The sequence below is a fragment of the Dyadobacter luteus genome (genome assembly GCF_003383615.1).
Classification (GTDB): domain Bacteria; phylum Bacteroidota; class Bacteroidia; order Cytophagales; family Spirosomataceae; genus Dyadobacter; species Dyadobacter luteus.
The window spans coordinates 53671-76447 of record NZ_QNUL01000020.1; the positions used below are offsets into that span (position 1 = coordinate 53671).

Below are 22777 nucleotides of genomic sequence, written 5' to 3' on the forward strand. Positions count from 1 at the left end.
TTTAATCTTAAAAGATTATCCCGATGGTTAATCGCTTTTAATCCATGAATTTTATTCAACATGATTCGATATTTAGCGGGAGTATTCTTCTCCTTATGTTATTTTTCTGCCACAGCGCAGCGCATTTCCGGCTCCGTAAATGAGCAGGATGCAACTTCCAAAACATTAAAACCCATCACTGGCGCCAATGTCTATTGGGCAGGTACTGCACAATCTGCTTCAACAGACACGAGCGGGCGTTTCAGCATTCCAAGGGTGCGCCAAACCAATTTGCTTGTTGTAAGTTTTGTAGGATTTACCAATGATACCATCAAAATCGCTCAGGAAAGTGAACTGGAAATTGTGCTACGCAACGACCAGACTTTAAAAGAAGTAGTGGTGAGAGGGAACGCCAACGCCATCGACAGACTTTCTCCGCATCAAACTGAGATTATTACGACAAGAGCGTTGGCTAAGGCGGCTTGCTGCAACTTATCCGAAAGCTTTGAAACAAATGCATCGGTTTCTGTTTCGTACAGTGATGCGGTAACAGGCTCCAAACAGATTCAGATGTTGGGATTGAGTGGAACGTATATCCAAACCAACGTCGAAAATATCCCCGCAATCAGAGGTTTGGCTTCTACATTCGGGCTTAATTTTATTCCCGGAACATGGATACAGTCTATTGATATTGGCAAAGGAGCAGGGTCTGTCGTGAACGGATACGAGTCGATGACGGGACAGATTAATGTCGAACTGCAAAAACCTGATACGCATGATAAATTATATCTCAATACGTATGTAAACAGTTTCGGCAGAGGTGAGCTAAACCTCAATCTGGCGCATCAGATCAATGAAAAGTGGAGTACGGGATTACTGACACACGGGAGTACGCTGCAGAATCGTATTGATAGAAATAAAGATGGTTTTCTTGATTTGCCACTTTATTCACAAGTCAATGTGATTAACAGGTGGAAATACCAGAGTGATAAAGTGATGGCGCAGTTTGGTGTGAAAGCGCTTTACGAAGACCGTTTGGGTGGGCAACAGAATTTTCAGCGTGAGATGAAAGGCACTACGCAAGCTTACGGTTTCGGTGCAACGGTAAATCGTTATGAAGTGTTTTCCAAAATAGCCCGCCTCTTTCCGGACAAACCCTACAAAGGGCTTGGTCTGGTACTGAATGCTTCTTTGTATGACTCCAAATCGTATTTCGGATTGAACAAATACAATGGCAAACAAGAAATGCTTTATGGAAATCTGATTTACCAGTCTATCATCGGCAGTACCAATCACTCCTACAAAACGGGATTGAGCTATATGTACGACAACTACAACGAGCGCTATCAAACGCTTCCGTTACTGAGGAAAGAATCGGTACCTGGTGCGTTTTTTGAATATACTTTCAATCACCTTGATAAGTTTGTTGCCGTTGCCGGTGGTCGCGTAGATTTTCATAATTTATATGGAACGCAATGGACGCCGCGCTTGCATTTGAAATACAGTCTTACAGACCAGACCACATTGCGGGCTTCGGCAGGAAAAGGTTTCAGAGTATCCAATCCGTTGGCTGAATATTATGGAAATCTGGTGAGTTCCAGAGCAGTTGTGTTAAAGGAATCCATTCGTCCGGAAGTATCCTGGAATTATGGAGCGAGCCTGACGCAGGAATACAAATTGGGTGAAATGACCGGGAGTGTGATCGTGGACTATTACCGTACCGATTTCCAGAATCAACTCGTTGCTGATATGGAAGACCCGAGGTATTTGTCTTTTTACAATTTGAATGGAAGAGCTTTTGCCAATAGTTTTCAGGCTGAAGTAAATCTGGTACCTGCCAAACGTTTTGATCTAAAATTGGCGTACCGCTTGTTTGATGTAAAACAAACGATGGACGGTATCGACGGACAAACTTTACTTCCGCGTATGATGGTGAGCCGCGACAGGGTTTTGTTCAATGCGGGTTATGCCTTGCCTTACGATAAATGGAAATTTGATGCCACAGTGCAATGGAACGGGAAAAAGCGTATTCCTTTTATGGGAGATATGGGTGAGCATTCCGAGCACGGAATTCTGCCTGAGATGACATCAACCATGGCACCATCATTTTATAATCTTAATGCACAGATCACACGTACATTCGTGAAATGGGACATTTATGTGGGCGGAGAAAACCTGGGCGATTTCAGGCAAAAAAATCCGATCATGCATGCCGATCAGCCGTTTCATCAGGCATTTGATGCAGGTATGGCATGGGGACCTGTTACAGGTCGAATGATTTACGCCGGATTCCGTTATAAGATTACGAGGTGATAAGGGCATTGGGCAAGGGGCATAGGGAAGGGCAGAGGGCGTTGGGTTTGGGGGGAAAGGTAAGGTGATCGCATAGCGTAGCCACTAATAATTAACCATTAACAACTAACCATTAAAATGAGGCTTCATATCAAAAATATGGTCTGTGATCGCTGCAAAAGGGTGGTGCAGGAAGAGATGGCAAAGCTGGGGATTGGTTTGACAAGTATTGAACTGGGAGAAGTGGAGACCGATACAGAACCTGATGCCGGCAAGCTGAAAGAAATACGTGAAACACTGGAAAGGAACGGTTTTGCATTGCTTGACGATAAAAAGGATGCATTAGTAGAGCATATCCGTACGCTCATCATTGAAGAAGTACAGTATCTGAAAGGCAACAAACCAAATCAGATGAATTTCTCGGATTATCTGGCAATGAAAACAGGTTATGAATATTCTTACATCAGCAACCTTTTTTCGACAGAAACCGGGCAGCCGATTGAACAATATATCATAGCGCAGAAAGTGGAGAAGGTGAAGGAATGGCTTTCTTACAATGAGTTATCACTGAGCGAAATGGCATGGCGCCTATCTTACAGCAGCGCTGCACATTTGAGTAATCAGTTTAAAAAAGTAACCGGAATTACGCCCGGAGCATTTAAAAAGAGTAATACAGTTGCCCGTAAAACCCTGGATCAGGTGGGAGAAAAAACATTATAAATAATTGATACTTTAAACCACATGTATATGAACAAATTGATTTATGCCTCTATGATTCTGTTGCTAACTGCCTGTGCAGGAAATACAGAAAAAACAGAAAAGTCTGAAACAACAACCGAAGCCGCGCATGCAAAGGCTTATGCTTGTCCCATGAAATGTGAAGGGGACAAGACCTACGAGCAGGCCGGATCCTGCCCTGTATGCAAAATGGAGCTCCAGGAAGTTGCAATGGCTGAGGCAGACTCAACCGGACACGTACATTAATCAATTGAATCTAAAACTGATATAAAAATGAAAAAGACAATAGCACTATTCGCCACTGCTATATTGATGGTTTTTCAGGTAGCAATGGCCGATGGAGACAAGGTCGTAAAGATCAAAACGACAGCTGTATGTGAAATGTGCAAAGCTCGTATTGAGCGTACTTTGGGTCTTTCCAAAGGTGTGAAAGAATCGAATCTGGATTTGAAAGACAAAACGGTGACGGTAAAGTATAATCCGAATAAAACGAGTCCTGAGGCAATCAGAGAGACAATTATCAATACCGGGTACGATGCGGATGACCAGACGGCCAATATGAAAGCGCATGATAAACTGCCAAGCTGCTGCCGCAAAACAGCCGCGCCACACTAAGAACTAGACGACTTTTTTATGAAAAAGCAACTGAACATACTGGTTTTTGCTGGTATGCTAGCCACTGCTTTGCCTGTTTCGGCGCAGCATGAGCACCACAGCAAACCCGATACTACCAAAACTTCCATGCATGGCGGCCATAGCAAGCCGGATAGTGCAGTAACTGATAAGCATGAGCACCAACATAATGGCGGGCATAGCATGACCCATAATTTTTCGCTGAGCTTACCGATGACCAGAAACGGATCGGGTACAGGTTGGCAGCCCGACGCTACGCCTATGTATGCCTACATGAAGCATAGCGACAAATGGAATTACATGTTGCACGGAAGCTTGTTCCTGCGTTATACATCTCAGAATTTTAACAATAGTGAAAGAAAAGGAGCTGATGCAAAATTCAGTTTTCCTAACTGGGTGATGGGTATGGCGCAGCGGCAGGTTGGGAAAAACGGTTTACTGACCTTCAGAGCAATGGTTTCTATTGATCGTTTGACAGATGGCGGAGCGGGGTATCCGTTGCTGTTTCAGTCTGGTGAAACCTGGCAGGGCAGTCCTTTAATTGATCGCCAGCATCCACATGATTTGATCTCGGAACTGGCAGTAGGATATACCCAACGTATTAATGAAAAACTGGATCTGACTATTTATGCAGGATACCCGGGAGAACCGGCTTTGGGGCCGACTGCCTTTATGCACCGGATGTCTGCCTTCAATAATCCGGATGCAGTATTGGGACATCACTGGCAGGATGCGACGCATATTACTTTTGGCGTTGTGACAGCCGGTGTTCGTTATGGAAAATTCAAACTGGAAGCTTCCAGCTTTACAGGAAGAGAGCCTGATGAAAATCGTTTCAATTTTGACAAACCCCGTTTTGACTCTTACAGCTATCGCTTACTGTTTAATCCTTCCAAAAACTGGGCATTACAAGCGTCACGCGGTTTTATCAAAAGTCCGGAAATCAGTCATCCCGACCATAATGTAAACCGAACAACTGCTTCTGTACAGCATTCGGGCAAACTGACGGGGCAAAACAGATGGGTGGCATCTTCGCTAGTATGGGGTTACAATAGTTCCGAAGGACATAAAGAACATTCATTGCTGGCGGAATCCAATTTGCAATTGAATAAATGGGCGGTATATGGTCGTTATGAATTTGTTCAAAAGAGCTTTAACGAGTTGGGTATAATCGGGTCCGAACTTCCAGCTAAAGATGTGTTGCCTGTGTCGTTGTTCTCTTTGGGTTTGAACCGGCAGGTCGCTTCATTCAGTAATACACTGGTGCAGGCAGGCGCGCAGATTGGTATTTATGCCACAGATCCATTCCTGAAATCAGTGTATGGAACAGCGCCACTTTCGGGTCAGGTTTATTTGAGGGTAACGCCGGGGAGGATGGGGATGTAAATTTGATAGATTTAAGTAATAATTTGAAAAAATACTCTTACAATGAATTATAAATGATTGACGCTAATCTTTAATATACAGAGATATATATCAATGTTAAATTTTCTGAGAGGTAATAGCTTGATAGTATCGATTTTAGCATGTGTTTTTGTGGACACTGCTTCTTTCTTTACGTATAGCTGTTTGTGGGTAGGATATGGGGATCAGGCTACAACAAAAACAATCTTAGTAATTATTTCAATTCTTGCTATTCCGGCTGTAATTAGCTTAGCAATCAGCTCTTTTCATAGGGAAAATAATCCCTCGAATGATTTTGGCACTGGTTGTGTTTTAACTATGTTCTTAATATGCCAGATTTTAATAACGTTTGTTTTTAGTTTACCTATGTTATTTTTGGATCTGGAAATTTTTCAACGTAATTGAATTGAGATATTAATACACTTAGGGTGTAAAGACTTTCGGACTTTAAGTTTTTATAGATATGTTAAGGAGGAGATTGATCGTATGTTACATATTATCAATGTTATTATTACTCTTGACATCATTTTCATGTCTTGCTCAAAAAATGCCTGTCCCCCATAAAGTGGAAGCTGAATTTCCCGGTGGTACTTCTAAGATGTATATGTTTTTTGGAAAAAATTTCAAATATCCTGAAGAGGCAATAAAAGCAAATGTTTCAACAGGCCCGATATGGATCCAATTGAAGATTGATTCGGTCGGTAAGGTTAGAGATATAAGAATACTTAAAAGCCCTGGTTTTGGGTTTAACGAAGAATGTGTCAGAGTTATTAAACTTATGCCTGCTTGGCAACCAGCTAAAATTTCGGGAAAGCCAGTTTCTTCCATCTATAAGTTTCCATTACAAATTTGTTTAGAGTGATAAGCATCCCTTTTTGGGAGCAGGCCACCTTTTCCCATTTCTCAGTACCTTTACAGCTCCATATTTAATCAGCAACAACATTGGCCTGGTATCATAATTATTTCAAAGGATTACCTCAGCGCGCCTGGAAACTTCATCAGGACGAAGAGTACACGGAATACGAAGTCGATTTTCTCAGAGATGTGCTTGAAATGCATGAAGATCAGAAAGTGCTGGATTTGCTTTCGGGTTACGGACGACATGCCATTCCGCTGGCAACAGCTGGTATAGATGTGACTTGCATCGATATTTCATCCGAATATTGTGATGAGTTAAGCGCGGTGGTAAGGAAAGAGAAATTGCCGATTGAGGTGATTTGTGATGATGTGCTGGATCATGATTTTGGTACAAGGCAATTCAATTCTGTTTACTGTTTCGGTAATAGCTTCAGCTTCTTCCCACGTGGTGATATGCAGCGGCTTATCCAGCAGGTTTCGGATGTACTATTGCCGGGTGGCTATTTTGCGATCCATACCGAGCATATTGCTGAAAGTATTTTACCTCATTTTCAAACCAGAAACTGGATGCCGGTACAAGGTGATATCTATTACCTGGCTGAGAATGAATACAATGCAGAAGGTGGCTATATAGAAGCCGAGCAGACTTTTATCTCAGGTTCGGAAACGAAAACGTACTGTGTGAGACAGTACATCTATACACTTTCTGAACTTTGTGCCATGCTGGCAAGAGCTGGCTTTGAAGTCACAGCCACTTTTTCCAATCTGGAAGCGGATCCGTTTCAGCTGGGAGACGAACAGCTTTACCTGATCGCTAAAAAATCATAATCAGTGTGGGAGCCTGGATCTGAGTAATCCGTAAGTCCAGGTTCCTGCAATAGCGCTCAGCAGCGTAACGATGATCGCCAGAAACCCACTTCCGATCTGAGCAAACAGTGGTCCCGGACATGCGCCAGTGATTGCCCAGCCTATACCAAACAGCAGTCCGCCATAAATCTGTCCTTTATTGAAGGTTTTGTCGGGGATGCTGACAGTCTCTCCATCCATCGTGCTGACTTTGAATCGTTTGATCAACTGCACAGAAATCAATCCTACGAATACCGCAGACCCAATCACGCCATACATGTGAAAAGAATCAAAACGGAACATTTCCTGGATCCTGAACCATGAAACGATCTCGGCTTTCACAAATACAATACCGAACAGCACACCGACGATCAGATATTTAATATTTGACAAAATATTCTCCGGTTTCTCCTGCTGGTTCATTCCATCAAAATCATCCTGTCCGGTTTTTGCTAAACTTTTTGGTTCTGAATAAGTACTTTTCATGATGAACTACTTGACGAGTTGAAATAAAACCGGGAATAGTAAATGCGTGCATGCGAATCCTCCGATCATGAAACTGATGGTAGCCACCAGCGATGGCCATTGCAGATTACTTAGCCCCATGATGGCGTGTCCGGAAGTACATCCACCTGCATAACGTGTTCCGAATCCAACCAGAAATCCTCCCAGTACCATAAATATCAGCCCTTTCAGAGAAAGGATGTTTTGGACTGAAAAGAGGTCCAGCGGCATTAAGCCTCTGAAATCGGTAACGCCGAGCTGAGCCAGTGCTTGCTGAGTAGATGCGGAAATGACAATCTGGTCAGGATTGGAAAGCCAGAAAGTGGCAACAAATCCTCCGAGCGTAATGCCTCCTACAAAAAAGAGATTCCATATTCCCTTTTTCCAGTCGTATTGAAAAAAGGGAATATTGGCAGGGATCACAGCCGCGCAAATGTGTCGCAGAGAGGAAGATATTCCGAATGATTTGTTGCCCAAAAGGAGCAATACAGGAACAGTAAGTCCGATCAAAGGTCCGGCGACATACCAGGGCCAGGGTTTACGCAAAAGTTCAATGAAATCCATATTGCATCCGTTTTAAACAATTTTAGGAAACCAGAGGTACATCCGTTTTGGCCACCTCACCATATCCGCCTTCAATGTTGACTACATCTTCAAATCCTCTTGATTTCAGAATAGAAGCTGCCACCATCGAGCGGTAACCGCCTGCACAATGGATGTACAGCATTTCATCCTTCGGAAATTCTTCCATTAGGTCGTTCAGGTAATCGAGTGGCAGGTTTTCGGCATCTTTAATATGACCTGAATTGAATTCGTCAGGTTTTCTGACATCAATCACCTGTATATTTCCGGTTTTATAATGGCTGGCAAATTCTTCTGCTGTGATAGAAATGATAGAATCCGTTTCTTTTCCTGCTTTTTCCCAGGCATCAAAACCCCCATTGAGGTAGCCGATAGCAAAGTCGTATCCCACACGGGCAAGCCTGGTAACGACTTCCTCCTCTCTTCCGGGATCGGCTACGATAAGGAGCTGCTGTTTTAAATCCGGTACAAGTGCGCCAACCCAGGGAGCAAATCCGCCATCAATTCCGATGTTGATAGAGTTAGGTATGAAACTATTTGCGAATGCTGAAGCTTTGCGGGTATCCAATACAAGCGCTCCGGTTTGATTGGCTTTCGCTTCAAAAGCCTCAGGAGAGAGAGCCTGGTCACCACGTTCTATCACATCATCAATACTTTCGTAACCATCTCTGTTCATCCGCACATTCTCAGGGAAATACTGGGGAGGTTCTGTGAGTCCGTCGGTAACTTCTTTAACAAACTCTTCTTTAGTCATATCAGCCCTCAGTGCATAATTGAACAGTTTCTGTTTACCCAGGGTATCGGAAGTCTCCTTGCTCATATTTTTACCGCAGGCAGACCCCGCACCATGTGCAGGATATACGATCACGTCATTGGGAAGCGTCATGATTTTAGTACGCAGACTATCATATAACATTCCGGCCAGATCACTCATTGTCAGATCACCTTTTTGTGCCAGATCGGGGCGACCTACATCACCTATAAATAACGTATCACCACTGAAAAGAGCAACCGGTTTTTCAGTTTCGTCGAACAACAAATAGCTGGTCGATTCCAATGTATGGCCAGGTGTATGCAGCGCTTTAATCGTGATATCTCCTACACGGAATACTTCACCATCTTCAGCAATATGTGCCTTAAATCCGGTTTGAGCACCAGGTCCGTATACAATTTCAGCGCCTGTTTTCTCTGCGAGGTCAATATGTCCGGATACAAAATCAGCATGAAAATGGGTTTCAAAAACGAATTTAATTTTTGCGCCTGTTTTTTCTGCTTTCTGAATATACGGCTGCACTTCACGCAGGGGATCAATGACAGCAGCTTCGCCGTTGGAAACGATGAAGTAAGCTCCCTGAGCCAGACAACCGGTATATATTTGTTCAATCTTCATAAAAGGTAAAAGTTTGTAAATCAGTCCTGAAGACCGGCTGTGGTGTACTCAGCCAATGCATCATTTTCTTTTTTGATGAATATTGTATTTCTGTTGATAGTTAGTTTTTGATGTGTATGGCGCTTGTATAGAATGGTAAACACAATAGCGAGTGCGATGGTGCAACCTCTGAGCACATTTGCGGGAACATTACCCAACGCACTATGGTCCATTTCAAAAAGCGACCAGCTCAGGTTCATCAGAGAATGTAAAAAAACGGGAACCCACAAATTGTAATTCCATTCGCTATACAACCACGCAAACAGGCATGCTCCGCTGAATGTGATCATGAAGATGCCCACCAGTTCTCCTGCATCCTGACTCTGATATAAATGGCCGGATGCGAAAATAACTGCTCCCAGTATAATAGCGGGAATAAATCCCAGGCGACTATGCCTGTACAGTACTCCGAAAAGAAAGCCGCGAAAGTAAAGTTCTTCCACAAAACCTGCCACAAATGTGCTTGCTATGAGTTGCTGTATTTCCTGCTTGGCATTGAAGTCAAAAAAGAAAAATCCGCCGATAAACATAGGTAAACTGAATAGCAGGGCAAGTAATAAGGCTTTTCCTGCGTTTCCGGACAATCCCAACTCCGAAAAAATACCGGCTTTTGTTTTTATAAAATAGGTTCCGATAAAAACAGGTACGCCAATAAGCGCATAGGTGATGCAGTAGCTGAGCAAGCCAAACCGGGTGATGGTATCCAGTGCCGATTTGGTTTCACCGAAGTACCGAAACAGGATGTGGTATGCCAGAAAAGAAATGGCTACAATACAGATGGTTCGTAAAGTTGTATTCATTCCGGCTGAGTATGGTGGTGATCAACAAAAATAGGAATAAAGGTGCGGGTATTTCTACCCGGCCCTATTCCAAATTTACTTCAATCAAAACCTTGACAGAGCTTCAATAAGTTTCGGCTCTGATACTGATCTTTATCATTATTAAAGACGAAGCAGTATTGAAAAATTAGTTTGTATTTTTTTTGTAAAATATTGATAGTCATCAATTCAATGTATAATAGCTATTGGCTAATTGCCAACAGCTATTATACCTTTACCGATTTCCAGTGTCCGAGACGGAACCGCCAAATACCCAGTATCGCCAATAAAGCCTCTGCCGCCGGAACGGCGATGAATACCCCAAGCGGTCCCATGTTCCATACTACTGCCAATAAATAGGCCAGAGGAATCTGGAAAAACCAGAAGCAAAGCAGGTTGAGCACTGTTGGTGTTTTGGTGTCGCCTGCTCCGTTGAGCGATTGAATCACGACCATGGTATAGGCATAAAAGCCAAAGCCAAGACAAAGTATACGCAGCGCCAGTTTCCCGGTTTCAATAGCGGCTGCTTCGGTGGTGAACCAGCCAATAATTGTTTCTGCCCAGATCGACATCAGAATTGACAACCCAACCAGGAAAATCAGGTTGAAAAGTGCACAGCGCCATACGGACGTTTCGGCGCGGTCGGGTTGGTTGGCTCCCAGGTTTTGTCCTACCAGTGTTGCCGCTGCATTGGCAAGTCCCCATGCAGGCAGAAGGGTGAACATAATAACGCGAATTGCGATGGTGTAACCGGCCACCACGTCGCTTCCGAACTCAGCAAGAATACGGGTCAGGAAAATCCAACTGGCAGAAGAAATCAGGAACTGAACCGTTCCGCCGGTAGCTACTTCAACAATTGTTTTGATGGTTTCGCGGTGAGGACGAAGATCGGCCCAGATCAGTTCGAGTATTTTATTGGCTTTAATCAAAGAGTAAAGCTGGTAACTCACACCAATGGTCCGACCTACAGCAGTGGCAATCGCGGCACCTGTAACACCCAGTTCTGGAAATGGCCCAACTCCGAATATCAGCATAGGACCAAGCAACATATTGAAACCGTTGGCAATCATGAGCGAACGCATCGCCGTTGCAGCCGCACCCGCTCCGCGTAGTGCACCGCTGAGTGAATAAAGTAATACCACCACAGGACTACTGATAAACTGTATTCTGGCAAAAGTGGTACCTATTTCGATCACTTTCGGATCTGCACCCATGAGGCTCAGAATGTCCCCGGCGAACACTGAACCCAGGATGGCTATAACAATAGAAATTGCCAGTGACAGCAAAATCACCTGGCCGATAGCCCGTCTCGCCTGTGCGACATTGTTTTCTCCGATGCGTCTCGCGATGGTTGCAGTGGCAGCCGTGCTCAACCCTATCGCCACTGAGTAGACGAGGGTCACGACCGACTCGGTCAGTCCCACCGTAGCAACGGCTTCAATACTGACTTTGGATACAAAAAAGATATCTACAACCGCAAAAAGGGATTCCATGATCATTTCGAGAATCATCGGAACGGACAGCAGAAATATAGCGCGGTTGATGCTGCCCTGAGTAAAACTCTCTTCGGAACCACTAAGTGCCTGCCGAAGTAGCTGAAACCACTTTTTCATTAGTATAAATTGCTTAGATGTGTAAATTTTAACAGACAGTGTATGAACTGTTATCAAGGGAAAGCTCCGGTATACGGAGAAAAGGAAGATGGTCAGTTATAGATGACCGGTGCAAAGAATCGACATGATGCTCATAATTTTGGCAAAGGTAGTAAAGAGGTATTTAATTATTCAAACAAAATCCTGGATTTATAAAAATGGAAAATGTACCTTCACCACAAAGGGTTATGAACTTTTGGTGACTTTAAACCGTTGCCAATCTACACTTTGAGACGAGGAATGGCAGATGTACTGCCGTTTGGAATTATATAAAGACTAGTGCATGATTGAAAAGAAGAAGTTGTATTCGACCGCAGTCGAAAAAGAAACGGCAGTGTTGGTGGCTGTAAGTACACAGAAACAGACGGCTGCCAAAACCCAGGAATATCTGGATGAGCTGTCCTTTCTGGCGAGCACACTGGAAGTGAAAACGGTTAAAACTTTCACGCAGAATCTGGAGCGGGCCGATATCAAAACCTATACGGGAAAAGGGAAACTGGAAGAAATCCTGATTTTTGTGACGGCAAATCCGGTGGATATGATCATTTATGATGATGATCTGACGCCCTCACAGGTACGTAACCTGGAAGCAGTATTTAAGGATATTAAGGTAATTGACAGGAGTTTATTGATCCTGGATATATTTGCGATGCGTGCACAAACGGCTCAGTCGAAATTGCAGGTGGAGCTGGCTCAGTACCAATACATGTACCCGCGATTGACACGTCTGTGGACTCACCTTAGCCGCCAGTCGGGTGCGGGAGTGGGGATGCGCGGACCAGGGGAAACGGAACTTGAAACGGATAGACGTATCGTAAAAGACAGGATTGCTTTCCTGAAAGAAAAGCTGGAAAAAGTAGACCGCCAGAGTACGACCAGAAGAAAAGAGCGCGACCGGCTTGTACGTGTGGCGATTGTGGGTTATACCAACGTAGGTAAATCGACGCTGATGCGCAGCCTCTCCAAAGCAGATGTATTTGCGGAAAACAAACTGTTTGCAACGGTAGATTCCACCGTACGCAAAGTGAACATGGAAAACATTCCGTTTTTGCTGACAGATACCGTTGGATTTATACGCAAGTTGCCTACTACACTGATTGAGTCTTTCAAATCAACATTGGATGAGGTACGTGAAGCCGACATTCTGATGCACGTGGTGGATATTTCCCATGCATCGTTTGAGGAGCATCTGGATGTGGTGAACAAAACACTGGTGGAAATCGGTGCTGCGGACAAGCCAACTATTCTGGTATTCAACAAGATTGACCTTTATAAGCCATCCTTCAATGACGAAGAGCTGGAAGAAGAAGAGGTACCTGCATTGGCACCCGAAGATCTGTTGGAACAGCTGAAAAGAAGCTATATCGCAGACAAAGGTGACAACGTAGTATTTGTATCGGCTGAGAAAAAAGAGAATATCGAAGAGCTGCGTAATGCGATTTTCAGATTGGTAAAAGCAAAACACTTTGCGATTTATCCGAACTGGCTGGATCTGGGTTACACACCCGTTGAAAATGTAGAAGAATAAGCGTTTGTAATTTAAGCGCTTATTTCGCATTTTTGCACCCCGGAAAAAAAGGGCTGAGCTATAAGCGATCAGCTTTTAGCGAGGAAAGACTTGATGTTCAACAGATAGATTGGATTGTCATACGACGGTCACCTGGTGATAAGTAGTATCGTACGCGACCCCGGTCTAAATGATGTTGAAACAAGGGTTCGATTCCCCTATGGGTCACCAATAGTGCCGACTGGTTAGTTCAACGGATAGAATAGGAGTTTCGTACGCGACCCCGGCCTAAACTCTAGATATGGCTGGGGGTGCATTCACCTTCGATTCCCGTCGCGGTAACCGGGGATATTATGAATTTAAAAGACTGCGTAGTTCAACGGATAGAATAGGAGTTTCCTAAACTCTAGATATGGGTTCGATTCCCGTCGCGGTCACGATGAAACCTATTTATAAAGGCTTAATAATAAGCTGATATAAGTAGGTTTTTTCTTTCGGTGTTATTCATCTCCAACATCAAATTCAATCAGCCCCTCCCTACTTTTATACCAAATGCCGCCTTTTTCGTCCCGTTTTGGATAGGCCTCTTTTGCAATATTCACAGCTCAGATTATAAATCTCTACGATCGTACCCGCAAGTGGGCGTTATTCTGTGAGGCTCTTATTTTTTTGCCCTACCTTCGGTGCAAACCTCGTTTATCGAAGTTTAAAGAGTAAGGTAATACAAACAGGGTATCGGCATCTGGTGCCTCTGTTTTTTTCAGGCAGGCTGCTGAGACCATGTGGCTTTCGAATCCGATGTGCCCTTCGTAATTTTTAAATTATCTCACCATAAGTCAGTAAGTTAACTCCGCTTTTTTGACCCGGAGGCTTTCTCGTCTCACCAGGGGAGTAAGGTCTTAGAAAAACCTTGATACTGGTCGCTTGTCCCCATTCCAAGCCAACGAATTTACAGGCCATAATCCACTGGATATAGAATCTCCAACGTACTTTTTTTCTAAACAAACCTGTTCTGCTGTTCGATTTATTTCGATGTGTACTGTAAATGTATTTATCTGTAATTCAATATATTGGGATCATTTATTTTTTGATTTTTAAATAAAAACCTCCTACTTTTCGTTTTAAATTTAACTGCCTGTTCTCAGGAACGGTATTTGTAGATTCTTTATTTAAATAATGTGAAAGTGGCGTATGGACCGCGGAGATGAACGGCTGATTTGTACTGTTTGATCATTCAAGACACTTACCTCTCTCAAGACACTTACCTCTCTTTTACAGGTGCACAATTGGACTTATTCACAACTTACTATGTTAAAAATTGCCATTATAGAGGATTATGTGATCTTTCGGCTAGGGTTAAAAAATGTGCTTGAACTTCACTTCGACGGTGTTGCCACTTTTGATTCAGACCATTCGGAGGATTACGAAGGCGAACTGGGAAAATTCTCTCCGGACCTGATCATCATGGGATTAGGCTTCGTAAACGAGCCATTGCGGGGGCTTAATTTCTGCAAAAACGTGAAAAAGCTTTTCCCGACTGTACCTGTTGTCGTGTTTGATATGACGGCTACATACAGTAATGCGGTAAATCTGATTAAAGGTGGAGCGAATGGGTATCTCTCAAAAGGGGATAGTGAACTGGAATTGCTCACTTGTATTGAGTCGGTGATGAAGGGTAAAAATTACGTTTGCCGCGAGATACAGGAGAATATCATTGAGTATCTTATTCTGGATAAGCCGGCTTTTAAGACACATGCCAGTTTGTCGGCAAGGGAGTCAGAAATTGCAAGTCTGGTGAGCGAAGGTGAAAAAACATCCAACATCGCAGAAAAACTTGGGCTGAAATCATCGACCGTAAGTACTATGAAATCCAAGATTTTCTCGAAACTTGGTGTGCATAATGTCATAGAACTACGACATAAGATGAAAGTATCTATGTACAGCCATATGAATTAGGAAAGCCGGGGTTGAGTCACAATGGATCAGCCCCGTTTTGCTTTAGGTCCGATATGGGAAAGGATTAGTTTCCTTACGTGGAATTTGCATACACTTTTAATCCCTCTGTTCGGATATTTCTACAATCAGAAGCATTTCTGAGTCATTTTATCTGTTGAAATCCCGTTTCATCTGCTAGCATAAAAGTTGCATACATGTTGTTTGTAACTAATTGTTTGTACGCATGCAGATGTTCTCTGGCCTTGGCCGCTCCAGGTATGTTCCGATTCTTATTCTTTACGCGTTAGTAATGATACAGTCCTGTAAAAAGGATCCGGCAAAAATGACTAAAGAAGAGCTGGTTTCAGAGCTAAGCAAGGATAAGACGTATTCTAAAATACTGGAGTATGCCCATTTCTCGGGAGTTAATACCTCAAAATTCGAAGCTTCCGCAGACAAAACACCGGTCTGGGGATTGTTGGAGGAAATAGGGTATGGACATAAACCATCAATAAGACATACAGAGAAGAAGTTAGGCGTCGACTCATCGCTTCTACGCGCCGTGGCGGAGGATCTTGTAAAAGGGCAATCGCCGGAGAAAGCGATGGAAAAGCTTGAACCGGTTTTTCCTGTTTATCGTAATCTGAAAATCCATTATGCAAGATTGATTAAGTCTGAGAAAAAGGATAGTGCTGCTGTAGTCGCTGAGAGTTTAAATGCTTATCGTTGGGTACATCGCCAGGCGCAGGGCGCTCCCCGTCTGGTACTAGTGAATATTCGCGGCGCTTATCTTACAGGAATGGATTCCGCTGGTAAAGATGTAATCACAATGCGTACTATCGTCGGAAAAAAAGACACACCTACACCGACCATCGACACCTACGCAACAAGTATTGTGACGCACCCGTACTGGAACGTGCCTAAGAGCATTGCCATCAAAGAGATACTACCAAAGGCAAAGCAGAACGGCTCTTATCTCGAAAAAAATAAAATTGAAGTAATTGATAAGAAGGGTGAGGTAGTAGATCCTTCTCAACTGGACTGGGATGAGCTTTCGGCAGATAACTTCCCTTATCGGTTCCGCCAGGAAACAGGGGAAGATAATTCGCTGGGACTTTTGAAGGTAGAAATCAAAAATCCACTGGCGATTTATCTCCATGATACTAACGCAAGGTATTTGTTCAAAAGTGAAAACCGTTACCGTAGCCACGGCTGCGTGCGCGTGGAGCACCCGACCGATTTGGCCAATTTTATGGCAGGTAGTGAGCTTTTAAAAAGTGATTTTCTTACCGAACCTGATACGGTGAGTACGCCTCCCAAATGGCATAAACTTCAGAAACGAATTCCTGTTTTCTTATTTTACCTTGGGGCAGACTGTAACGAAAAAGGTGATCTGATCTATTTTGATGACGTATACAGGCGAGGAGTTCCTAAGGTTTGATTCGCTTCATCATCGGTAAGTCCGGCCAGTAGTTGCGATTTTTTTGTGTACTGTTGGTCAAGAGAATAGATGAATAGTCCGGCTCCGTTATACAACAGGTTGATAAGCGCTTTGCTGTCAGCGATAGATACTGCAGGACAACCCAGACTGCGCCCAAGGCGCCCGGTGTTTTTGATAAATGATTCGCTTACATAGTCGGCTCCGTGCATGACAATGGCGCGTTGCAAAGCTCTGTCGTTGATGCCTTTTTCTATTCCTTCGAGACGAAGAGATAGTCCGTGCTTACCCATATAGGTGCCAAGCGTGCGGTAAAAGCCCAGACTCGACTGGTAGGATTCGTTGTTATTGGAAAATTTTTTTGCAAACTCATCACCCGAATTCCTCCCATGGGCAACGTAGGTGTTCATTAAAATTTTCTTTTTGATCATATCAATTACATATAACCTTTTATTTCGCGAAGATTGGCTGAAATCTGCGATAGCCATCACGGGATTGGCCAGGTTCATCTTCTGAAATCCAAACCAGGCAGACTTAAAAGCCACCTGCGATAATCCTTTTTCACCGAGGTGCAACGAGTCGTAAACTGCGACCCACTCCGGCTTAGACATTAATGAATCAGATTGAATTTGAAGTGTGTCTGAGTGAACAGACTTTGAATAAGAAAGATGATCAATTTTCTGGAAACCGAATGAAGCACTAAGCGCAACTACCACCGCCACCAACACTACCTGAGCTTTTGTCATTGAAGAATCGTTTAATTAAACAAGAATTTCCGGTTCAAAATGCTATGATTCCGAACGATCCGTTCATGTTGAACGATTGATCTACATTAAAGTTGTTCGGAAAAAGGAAGAAATGTCTTCCAGGGTATTATGATTAACAGCATGTTAGCGTGGAATGGTTCCGGAGGGCGGACCGGAATAAGTTTTCCAACTCAGTGAAACAGGCTTGAACAGCATATGGCTGAAGCGATTTAAACTGCATGAATAGCATTTCAGCCAGGTTGTGTTAAACTAACAAGAAACGATAAATATGTATCTTGTGTTAGGTTCTTATCATACAGGTCTTGCCTGTAATCGGGTCATTTTTTCAACCCGTATTTTGTCCGTTTCGGTATAATTCCGTTTCATAAACCGCACAGAATCTAACAACTTTGTTTAAGCAAATTCTGCGCTTACCCAAATATTGAGTGCCATTACTTCATCAGCTTATGACTGCTTCGAAAGAATCCAAAACTATTTACGAGAAAACATTATTGTTTACGGCGTCATCCCTCTCATCACTGCTATATTTTTTCCTTCATCGTGTATTCAGGTATCGCCGTGAGGTAGTTAGTGCTAATTTGCTGGCATCGTTCCCTGATAAAAATGCGCGGGAAATCAGAAAAATGACCACCTCATATTACAAACATATGGGTGACCTGATCATAGAGCCTATACTTTTTATCCTGATAGGAAGTAAGGGGCGCAGTAAACTAGCCAGGTATAGTAATATTGAGTTTGTTGAAAAATTCTATGAGCACAAGAGGAACGTCGTGGCGCTGGCGTCGCATTATGGGAATTGGGAATATCTCATCAATATTCCGAAAATGACCAGATTTTCTCTCATTACTGCTTACAGTCCATTAACTCAAAAGTTTGCCAACAAGTGGTTGCTGAAAATAAGATCTTTGTATGGGGTTAACCTTATTGCGAAAAATAGTTTTTATAAGGGAGTATTGACTACGATGCGGAGCGCCGTAAATCCTATTATAACCGTAGTTATCGCGGATCAGCGACCGGCTCCGGGAAGTAATAAGTATTTTGTCGATTTTCTGGGGCAATCAACCTGTGTTCAGCTTGGCGCTGAGCGACTTGCCAATGCGTCTGGCTCAGTGGTTCTTTTTCTGGAATGTCAGAAAAAAGCCAGGTTTCATTACGAATATACCTTCCATTCTCTGGGAGATGAGCAAACCAGTGCTAAACCCCTGAGTATTACGCAAGCCTATTACAATATGTTGGAAAAGAATATAATCGCCTCACCGAATCATTGGCTTTGGTCGCATAAGAGGTGGAAGCCTGTTGCAGGCAAAGCGTAAGGGAATGAGGTTGCAACAAAAGCATATTGATTTTAATATCTTTGCCTATTCAATAGCAGACTTATCGCCCGGCACAACTCCCATCTTCAATGACAGATCGTAAATTTCCCATCGGACCATTTGTATTAAAGCATACGTACACCCGTGAAGAACTTGAAAATATTATTTTGAGTATTTCTTCGGCACCGTCGGAATACCGCCAATTGGTTGCAAATCTTCAGGAAGAAACACTGTTGAAAGGTTATCGGGAAGGGAGCTGGAATATCCGCCAGCTGATACACCACGTCGCGGATATTGCTTTGCTTCACTATTTCAGAATGAAAAAGGTCATCACAGAACCCGGTTCCGATATGGCTTTGATCAATATGGATGCATGGGCAAGTACAACCGATTCTTTACATGGTCCGGTGGAAGATTCGCTGACTATGTTCGAATCAATCACTAAACGATACGTAATTCTGATCAATTCGCTAAGTGAAGATGAAAAGGCATTGACCTATTTTCATCCCGTGCGGCAAATCTTGCTGGATCAGCGCCAGGCAACGGCTATGTCTGCATGGCACGTATGGCATCATCTGGCCCATATTCGCCTGGCTATAGAAGACTAGGAGCGTATTTACATGGATCGCCCGAGCCGTGACTTCCGGGAAATGATTTTATTCAAACTTTGGGTCTGGTAAGAAGAGTTTCCAGAGCAGGATGCGTTTGCGATGTCAGAAATTCTGTGACCTTGAATTCAGCGAGTTTATGAATGAAGAACGGATCGTCATTGATAATCCTGTTCACCTCTTTTTCATCATCGGCTACACACAGTATAATGCCTCCGGTACGAGGTACTTTTCTGCCTGACGCTATGAAAATGTCATTCTCATAGTGTTGCTGAAGGTATCTGACATGATCGAACATGTGCTTATCAATTTCTTCAAGGGAAGCAGTATAGTTGATATCAATGATGAACATGGTAGTTAGTCTTTTGTTTCTGTATGATGTCAAAAACAATCATTCCAGCTGCCGTGTGCGCTGCTGGTTTGCACGCCTTTTCGGCGGTCTAAACGGAATTGAGTGATACTGACAGTGGGGAGTTTTGGGATTGGTGTTTTGCAGTTTCCGTTCAGCCTGCTATCGCATGCAGACCGGAGGCTGCCGGTTTGAACGCTTTTTGGAGGTCTAAACGGAATTGAGCGATACGTAATATTGGGAAGTTTCGGGATTGGCGTTGTGCATTTTCCGTTCAGCCTGCTGTCGCATGCAGACCGGTGAGATTATTTAGTTTGTTAATGAAGTGGGGAAAAGAGGTAGTGTGGTATAGCTAAATGTCCGTTGAGAACTACATTGCATTCCGGAATTAATTAAGAATGTAATGGGTCGTTACTTATGTTCTTTATGCTGATGAAAGTTTTGCTACAAAATTCTACGGTTTTGTGCTTCATTTCAAGAATTAATTCTTCTATACTTGATAAATATCAACTTTGGATAAAATATGACTTAAATTTGCCTGAGAGATAAATAGTACTGTTATGAATTCTCAGTTTACTACTAAATAGTGGTTAATTATTTCTATTTTGATTTGTGAGATGCTGGCATAATTAAACTACATGATTCATTTTCTATCACATTTAAAACACCACAGGGTACTTGGGGAGTTATCAGAGACTGTTTTGCTGAGGATACTACAGAAATGTATGATCAGAACGGTATATCCAAGAGAGATACTTTTTGAGCAGGGCGGTAGCGATAATAATCTTTACTTTATCGTAAAAGGTGTTGTGAAGACTTCATTTAAATATAATAATGAAAAAATAAGCTCCATGTACTTTGGCGAAGGAGAGGGGATTACAAATGTAGATCCTGCATCTATTCCTGCTGATGAGTGGCTTATTTTTGAGGCTGTCACTCCCGTTACCACGATTTATATTGAGCAGACCAACTTCACTGATCTGATGGATGAATTTCCGGAAGTTCGTAGTATGCATGTCGGGAATTATGCAGCCACGCTCATCAAATATGAACAAAGGCTCAGGTCTTTATTGTGTCATTCGGCCAAAGACAGATATCGTCAATTCATTGAACAATATGGTGAGCACATTTCCTATTTCACGCAAAAGGATATTGCTTCATATCTTTCTATCACACCTGAAACGCTAAGTCGTTTGAAAAAAAATGCTGCCGAGCATCATGGAAAGGATTTGATTTTTGAAGATCAGGAGTAATTCTTAAACATTACTTGTTATACCTGGAAATCCACTGATAACTACAGTAAATAAGGGATGGAGAGCTAGTTCTGGTAATCGACAAATATGTTAATCCATATAGCTCGCGCCACCCTGATGATGATCGGTTGCAGAGAAAAAAGCAGGAGTGTGATAACTACAAAAAACAAGTTCATATCCATGCGTACATACACGAGCAACAAAATGGAAAGCAGGGCCATGATGATGATCACAATTGGAAAGCTGGTCCACAAGGCTCCAATGTAGAAGCCAGGCTCCATCTTGAAATCCTGATCACATTTCGGACACCGATCCGGCATATCCAGCGCTCCCTTAAAACTATATGGATTGGATTTGATAAACAGATCTCCTTTATGGCAGCGGGGACATTTTAGTCGGCTAATGCTATACAATTTCGACATACGTTATTTACTATTGTCCTGCTTTTGATCCAATTCTTTACAAAGTTTTGCAGAGGCTCTGTTTCTCCAGGCGTCGATCAGCAGCTTTTCCAGTAGTTCTGGCTGAATGTTGCCAAGTGTAACAAGTACATATTTGTAATTTTTGTAGTGCTCTGTTATAAAAAATGTATCAGGGTCTTTTTCTATCCATTTCTCCCTTTCGTTGGAGTGAAGCGCCAGAGTCTCCCCGTCTTCTTTCAATCTTGCAAATAGTTTGTCGGTGACATAAAAAGCGGGAGTATCAAAACATAACTTTTCTGTTACTGCAGGCAGAGCCAGTGCTGTTTTTCTTATAAAGTCGAGATAGGGAGAAGAGAAAAATAACATAACAGCGCTGTTTTATTATGGACTCACGACTTTATGGGTTTCAATCCGTGCATCGACTTCGTGCCGATTTTGGGCATTGCAACCAGTATTTTAAGTAGAGTGTCCTCTGCTTGGGGGAAATCTTTTCGATTTATGATATACCGGTCGATTATAAAATCAACTTCCTGTACAAAACTGATTTGCTGGCCTTCATAATCTGAAAGGTTGTACAATTTCTTGTGCCAGATTGCCGCATCCAGATTTGCCTCCAGCGTATAAAGATTCTGGAAGCCATGATCAAACTTGAACAGGATACCTTTTTCTGCATTGGCAATCAGACTTTCCGGATTGCCGGTCAATGTAATCGGCATGTAAGTCTCTTTGTCAAACACAAATCCGCCATGATTGGCTTTGATATACTCACGCATTTTTCTGGGCGCGTCGCCGATGTTGAGAACATCTACGAGTAAAATCTGGCTTGCAGAGTGAAATTGTCCTCTGTTGATAATGAGTGGTAATGTTGAGATTTGGATCATGCTCCTGAAAATCATTTAGGTTGCAAAAATACGTGCTTCCTTTGAAAAAGGTTCAAACTTTAACAAGATGACTGGAAATGAGGCCTGTTATTGGCACGATAATTTCGCAATGCCGGGTTTGTTAAACTGTTGTAAAACAATACAGACATGGTAAAGACTCAGCGATTTGTTGCCTTACTCGGAGATGGCCGGGAGCTCTTTCATGATACAGAGCTTGATTCTATCCTGCCCACCGAGCCGGTTGTGATTGATGCTTATGGATTTTCAGATGCTTATCACTACGATGGGTATGTATTCCTCAATACTGATTGGTTTAATAAGTATAGTAAAAACTGGCAAACCGATAGTTCGGAAATTGATGCATTGCTTGTAAAGTTAGTGCGGTATGCGCAGCCGGGATCGAAGTCAGAGAATCTGGTCAGGATTCAGGCATATTTGGCTGAGCCACCGGAAACGATCAGTGAGCGTGTAGAGATATGGAGGAGTTTCTACGATCCTGTTTTTACTGAGATATAATTTTTTGCACGAGGGTCTCGTCAGTGCTGACTCCAAGCCGAAATAAAAAAGAG

The 22777-nt window shown here is 43.0% G+C and carries 24 protein-coding genes and 1 tRNA gene; 15 read left to right on the forward strand and 10 right to left on the reverse strand.

Annotated elements, in window-relative coordinates; genetic code table 11:
* Positions 1–60: 60 nt before the first annotated feature.
* The 7 genes from DSL64_RS20650 (at position 61) to DSL64_RS20680 (ending at position 6732) form a co-directional block, all read left to right on the forward strand.
* Entirely contained in the window at positions 61–2292 is a 2232-nt protein-coding gene (locus DSL64_RS20650) for a TonB-dependent receptor (protein WP_115832833.1), read from the forward strand.
* A gap of 117 nt (positions 2293–2409) precedes the next feature.
* Positions 2410–2991: a helix-turn-helix transcriptional regulator gene (locus DSL64_RS20655; RefSeq protein ID WP_115832834.1), complete on the forward strand. Its 582-nt coding sequence runs from the start codon at positions 2410–2412 to the stop codon at positions 2989–2991.
* A gap of 27 nt (positions 2992–3018) precedes the next feature.
* Entirely contained in the window at positions 3019–3255 is a 237-nt protein-coding gene (locus DSL64_RS20660; protein WP_115832835.1) for a heavy metal-binding domain-containing protein, read from the forward strand.
* A gap of 27 nt (positions 3256–3282) precedes the next feature.
* The gene (locus DSL64_RS20665; RefSeq protein ID WP_115832836.1) at positions 3283–3624 is read left to right on the forward strand and encodes a heavy-metal-associated domain-containing protein; all 342 of its coding nucleotides are present in this window, start codon (positions 3283–3285) and stop codon (positions 3622–3624) included.
* A gap of 18 nt (positions 3625–3642) precedes the next feature.
* Entirely contained in the window at positions 3643–5028 is a 1386-nt protein-coding gene (locus DSL64_RS20670) for a hypothetical protein (protein ID WP_115832837.1), read from the forward strand.
* Positions 5029–5548: 520 nt separating this feature from the next.
* Positions 5549–5908, forward strand: a complete 360-nt coding sequence (locus DSL64_RS20675; RefSeq protein ID WP_158547956.1) for an energy transducer TonB — start codon at positions 5549–5551, stop codon at positions 5906–5908.
* Positions 5909–5988: 80 nt separating this feature from the next.
* A complete protein-coding gene (locus tag DSL64_RS20680; RefSeq protein ID WP_115832839.1) occupies positions 5989–6732 on the forward strand; it encodes a class I SAM-dependent methyltransferase in 744 nt (247 codons plus the stop codon).
* Here DSL64_RS20680 and DSL64_RS20685 read toward each other — a convergent pair whose 3' ends face one another.
* The 5 genes from DSL64_RS20685 to DSL64_RS20705 all read right to left on the reverse strand — a co-directional run bounded on the left by DSL64_RS20685 (position 6733) and on the right by DSL64_RS20705 (position 11696).
* Positions 6733–7173: a DUF6691 family protein gene (locus tag DSL64_RS20685; RefSeq protein WP_229217170.1), complete on the reverse strand. Its 441-nt coding sequence runs from the start codon at positions 7171–7173 to the stop codon at positions 6733–6735.
* 69 nt (positions 7174–7242) lie between these two features.
* Positions 7243–7818 (reverse strand): YeeE/YedE family protein, encoded by a 576-nt coding sequence (locus DSL64_RS20690; protein WP_115832841.1) that lies wholly within the window; start codon positions 7816–7818, stop codon positions 7243–7245.
* Between the two features lie 22 nt (positions 7819–7840).
* Positions 7841–9226 (reverse strand): MBL fold metallo-hydrolase, encoded by a 1386-nt coding sequence (locus DSL64_RS20695; protein ID WP_115832842.1) that lies wholly within the window; start codon positions 9224–9226, stop codon positions 7841–7843.
* Between the two features lie 20 nt (positions 9227–9246).
* Complete coding sequence (locus tag DSL64_RS20700; RefSeq protein ID WP_115832843.1) at positions 9247–10065, reverse strand: CPBP family intramembrane glutamic endopeptidase; 819 nt, start codon at positions 10063–10065, stop codon at positions 9247–9249.
* Positions 10066–10310: 245 nt separating this feature from the next.
* A complete protein-coding gene (locus DSL64_RS20705) occupies positions 10311–11696 on the reverse strand; it encodes an MATE family efflux transporter (protein ID WP_115832844.1) in 1386 nt (461 codons plus the stop codon).
* A 322-nt stretch (positions 11697–12018) separates the two neighbouring features.
* On the opposite strand from DSL64_RS20705, the gene hflX reads away from it, so the two are divergent.
* The 4 genes from hflX (at position 12019) to DSL64_RS20725 (ending at position 16618) form a co-directional block, all read left to right on the forward strand.
* Positions 12019–13263 carry a GTPase HflX gene (gene hflX, locus DSL64_RS20710; RefSeq protein ID WP_115832845.1) on the forward strand — a complete coding sequence of 415 codons (1245 nt, stop codon included), beginning with the start codon at positions 12019–12021 and terminating at the stop codon, positions 13261–13263.
* Between the two features lie 344 nt (positions 13264–13607).
* Positions 13608–13679 (forward strand) — tRNA-Arg (locus DSL64_RS20715).
* Positions 13680–14550: 871 nt separating this feature from the next.
* Positions 14551–15198 (forward strand): LuxR C-terminal-related transcriptional regulator, encoded by a 648-nt coding sequence (locus DSL64_RS20720; protein WP_115832846.1) that lies wholly within the window; start codon positions 14551–14553, stop codon positions 15196–15198.
* 322 nt (positions 15199–15520) lie between these two features.
* A complete protein-coding gene (locus DSL64_RS20725) occupies positions 15521–16618 on the forward strand; it encodes a L,D-transpeptidase family protein (protein ID WP_229217168.1) in 1098 nt (365 codons plus the stop codon).
* On the opposite strand, the gene DSL64_RS20730 is transcribed toward DSL64_RS20725, so the two are convergent.
* Entirely contained in the window at positions 16576–17361 is a 786-nt protein-coding gene (locus DSL64_RS20730; protein WP_115832848.1) for a murein L,D-transpeptidase catalytic domain family protein, read from the reverse strand. The two genes, DSL64_RS20725 and DSL64_RS20730, sit on opposite strands and share 43 nt — an antisense overlap.
* A gap of 467 nt (positions 17362–17828) precedes the next feature.
* Here DSL64_RS20730 and DSL64_RS20735 point away from each other — a divergent pair, with 467 nt between their 5' ends.
* Entirely contained in the window at positions 17829–18695 is an 867-nt protein-coding gene (locus tag DSL64_RS20735) for a lysophospholipid acyltransferase family protein (protein ID WP_115832849.1), read from the forward strand.
* Between the two features lie 89 nt (positions 18696–18784).
* Positions 18785–19303, forward strand: a complete 519-nt coding sequence (locus tag DSL64_RS20740) for a DinB family protein (RefSeq protein WP_115832850.1) — start codon at positions 18785–18787, stop codon at positions 19301–19303.
* Between the two features lie 52 nt (positions 19304–19355).
* On the opposite strand, the gene DSL64_RS20745 is transcribed toward DSL64_RS20740, so the two are convergent.
* Positions 19356–19655: a YciI family protein gene (locus DSL64_RS20745; protein WP_115832851.1), complete on the reverse strand. Its 300-nt coding sequence runs from the start codon at positions 19653–19655 to the stop codon at positions 19356–19358.
* Between the two features lie 722 nt (positions 19656–20377).
* Here DSL64_RS20745 and DSL64_RS20750 point away from each other — a divergent pair.
* Positions 20378–20905, forward strand: coding sequence for a Crp/Fnr family transcriptional regulator (locus tag DSL64_RS20750; RefSeq protein ID WP_115832852.1), 528 nt, complete (start codon positions 20378–20380; stop codon positions 20903–20905).
* Between the two features lie 65 nt (positions 20906–20970).
* Here DSL64_RS20750 and DSL64_RS20755 read toward each other — a convergent pair whose 3' ends face one another.
* The 3 genes from DSL64_RS20755 to DSL64_RS20765 are packed head-to-tail and all read right to left on the reverse strand — an operon-like array spanning position 20971 to position 22208.
* On the reverse strand, positions 20971–21327 hold the full coding sequence (locus DSL64_RS20755) for a DUF983 domain-containing protein (protein WP_115832853.1): 357 nt from the start codon (positions 21325–21327) through the stop codon (positions 20971–20973).
* Between the two features lie 3 nt (positions 21328–21330).
* Positions 21331–21693, reverse strand: coding sequence for an MmcQ/YjbR family DNA-binding protein (locus DSL64_RS20760; protein ID WP_115832854.1), 363 nt, complete (start codon positions 21691–21693; stop codon positions 21331–21333).
* 23 nt (positions 21694–21716) lie between these two features.
* A complete protein-coding gene (locus tag DSL64_RS20765) occupies positions 21717–22208 on the reverse strand; it encodes a hypothetical protein (protein ID WP_115832888.1) in 492 nt (163 codons plus the stop codon).
* 147 nt (positions 22209–22355) lie between these two features.
* Between DSL64_RS20765 and DSL64_RS20770 the strand changes: the two genes are divergently transcribed.
* Positions 22356–22724 carry a hypothetical protein gene (locus DSL64_RS20770; RefSeq protein WP_115832855.1) on the forward strand — a complete coding sequence of 123 codons (369 nt, stop codon included), beginning with the start codon at positions 22356–22358 and terminating at the stop codon, positions 22722–22724.
* The last annotated feature ends 53 nt before the right edge of the window (positions 22725–22777 follow it).

Bases quoted from the DNA above. Each gene is read 5' to 3' on its own strand.
- DSL64_RS20655 (WP_115832834.1), top strand. From the start codon at position 2,410: ATGAGGCTTCATATCAAAAATATGGTCTGTGATCGCTGCAAAAGGGTG.
- DSL64_RS20685 (WP_229217170.1), bottom strand. From the start codon at position 7,173: ATGAACCAGCAGGAGAAACCGGAGAATATTTTGTCAAATATTAAATAT.
- DSL64_RS20725 (WP_229217168.1), top strand. From the start codon at position 15,521: ATGACTAAAGAAGAGCTGGTTTCAGAGCTAAGCAAGGATAAGACGTAT.
- DSL64_RS20665 (WP_115832836.1), top strand. From the start codon at position 3,283: ATGAAAAAGACAATAGCACTATTCGCCACTGCTATATTGATGGTTTTT.
- DSL64_RS20745 (WP_115832851.1), bottom strand. From the start codon at position 19,655: ATGTTCATCATTGATATCAACTATACTGCTTCCCTTGAAGAAATTGAT.
- DSL64_RS20730 (WP_115832848.1), bottom strand. From the start codon at position 17,361: ATGACAAAAGCTCAGGTAGTGTTGGTGGCGGTGGTAGTTGCGCTTAGT.
- DSL64_RS20770 (WP_115832855.1), top strand. From the start codon at position 22,356: ATGGTAAAGACTCAGCGATTTGTTGCCTTACTCGGAGATGGCCGGGAG.
- DSL64_RS20700 (WP_115832843.1), bottom strand. From the start codon at position 10,065: ATGAATACAACTTTACGAACCATCTGTATTGTAGCCATTTCTTTTCTG.
- DSL64_RS20720 (WP_115832846.1), top strand. From the start codon at position 14,551: ATGTTAAAAATTGCCATTATAGAGGATTATGTGATCTTTCGGCTAGGG.
- DSL64_RS20760 (WP_115832854.1), bottom strand. From the start codon at position 21,693: ATGTTATTTTTCTCTTCTCCCTATCTCGACTTTATAAGAAAAACAGCA.
- DSL64_RS20765 (WP_115832888.1), bottom strand. From the start codon at position 22,208: ATGATCCAAATCTCAACATTACCACTCATTATCAACAGAGGACAATTT.
- DSL64_RS20755 (WP_115832853.1), bottom strand. From the start codon at position 21,327: ATGTCGAAATTGTATAGCATTAGCCGACTAAAATGTCCCCGCTGCCAT.
- DSL64_RS20675 (WP_158547956.1), top strand. From the start codon at position 5,549: ATGTTATTATTACTCTTGACATCATTTTCATGTCTTGCTCAAAAAATG.
- DSL64_RS20735 (WP_115832849.1), top strand. From the start codon at position 17,829: ATGACTGCTTCGAAAGAATCCAAAACTATTTACGAGAAAACATTATTG.
- DSL64_RS20695 (WP_115832842.1), bottom strand. From the start codon at position 9,226: ATGAAGATTGAACAAATATATACCGGTTGTCTGGCTCAGGGAGCTTAC.
- hflX (WP_115832845.1), top strand. From the start codon at position 12,019: ATGATTGAAAAGAAGAAGTTGTATTCGACCGCAGTCGAAAAAGAAACG.
- DSL64_RS20750 (WP_115832852.1), top strand. From the start codon at position 20,378: ATGATCAGAACGGTATATCCAAGAGAGATACTTTTTGAGCAGGGCGGT.
- DSL64_RS20660 (WP_115832835.1), top strand. From the start codon at position 3,019: ATGAACAAATTGATTTATGCCTCTATGATTCTGTTGCTAACTGCCTGT.
- DSL64_RS20705 (WP_115832844.1), bottom strand. From the start codon at position 11,696: ATGAAAAAGTGGTTTCAGCTACTTCGGCAGGCACTTAGTGGTTCCGAA.
- DSL64_RS20650 (WP_115832833.1), top strand. From the start codon at position 61: ATGATTCGATATTTAGCGGGAGTATTCTTCTCCTTATGTTATTTTTCT.
- DSL64_RS20690 (WP_115832841.1), bottom strand. From the start codon at position 7,818: ATGGATTTCATTGAACTTTTGCGTAAACCCTGGCCCTGGTATGTCGCC.
- DSL64_RS20740 (WP_115832850.1), top strand. From the start codon at position 18,785: ATGACAGATCGTAAATTTCCCATCGGACCATTTGTATTAAAGCATACG.
- DSL64_RS20670 (WP_115832837.1), top strand. From the start codon at position 3,643: ATGAAAAAGCAACTGAACATACTGGTTTTTGCTGGTATGCTAGCCACT.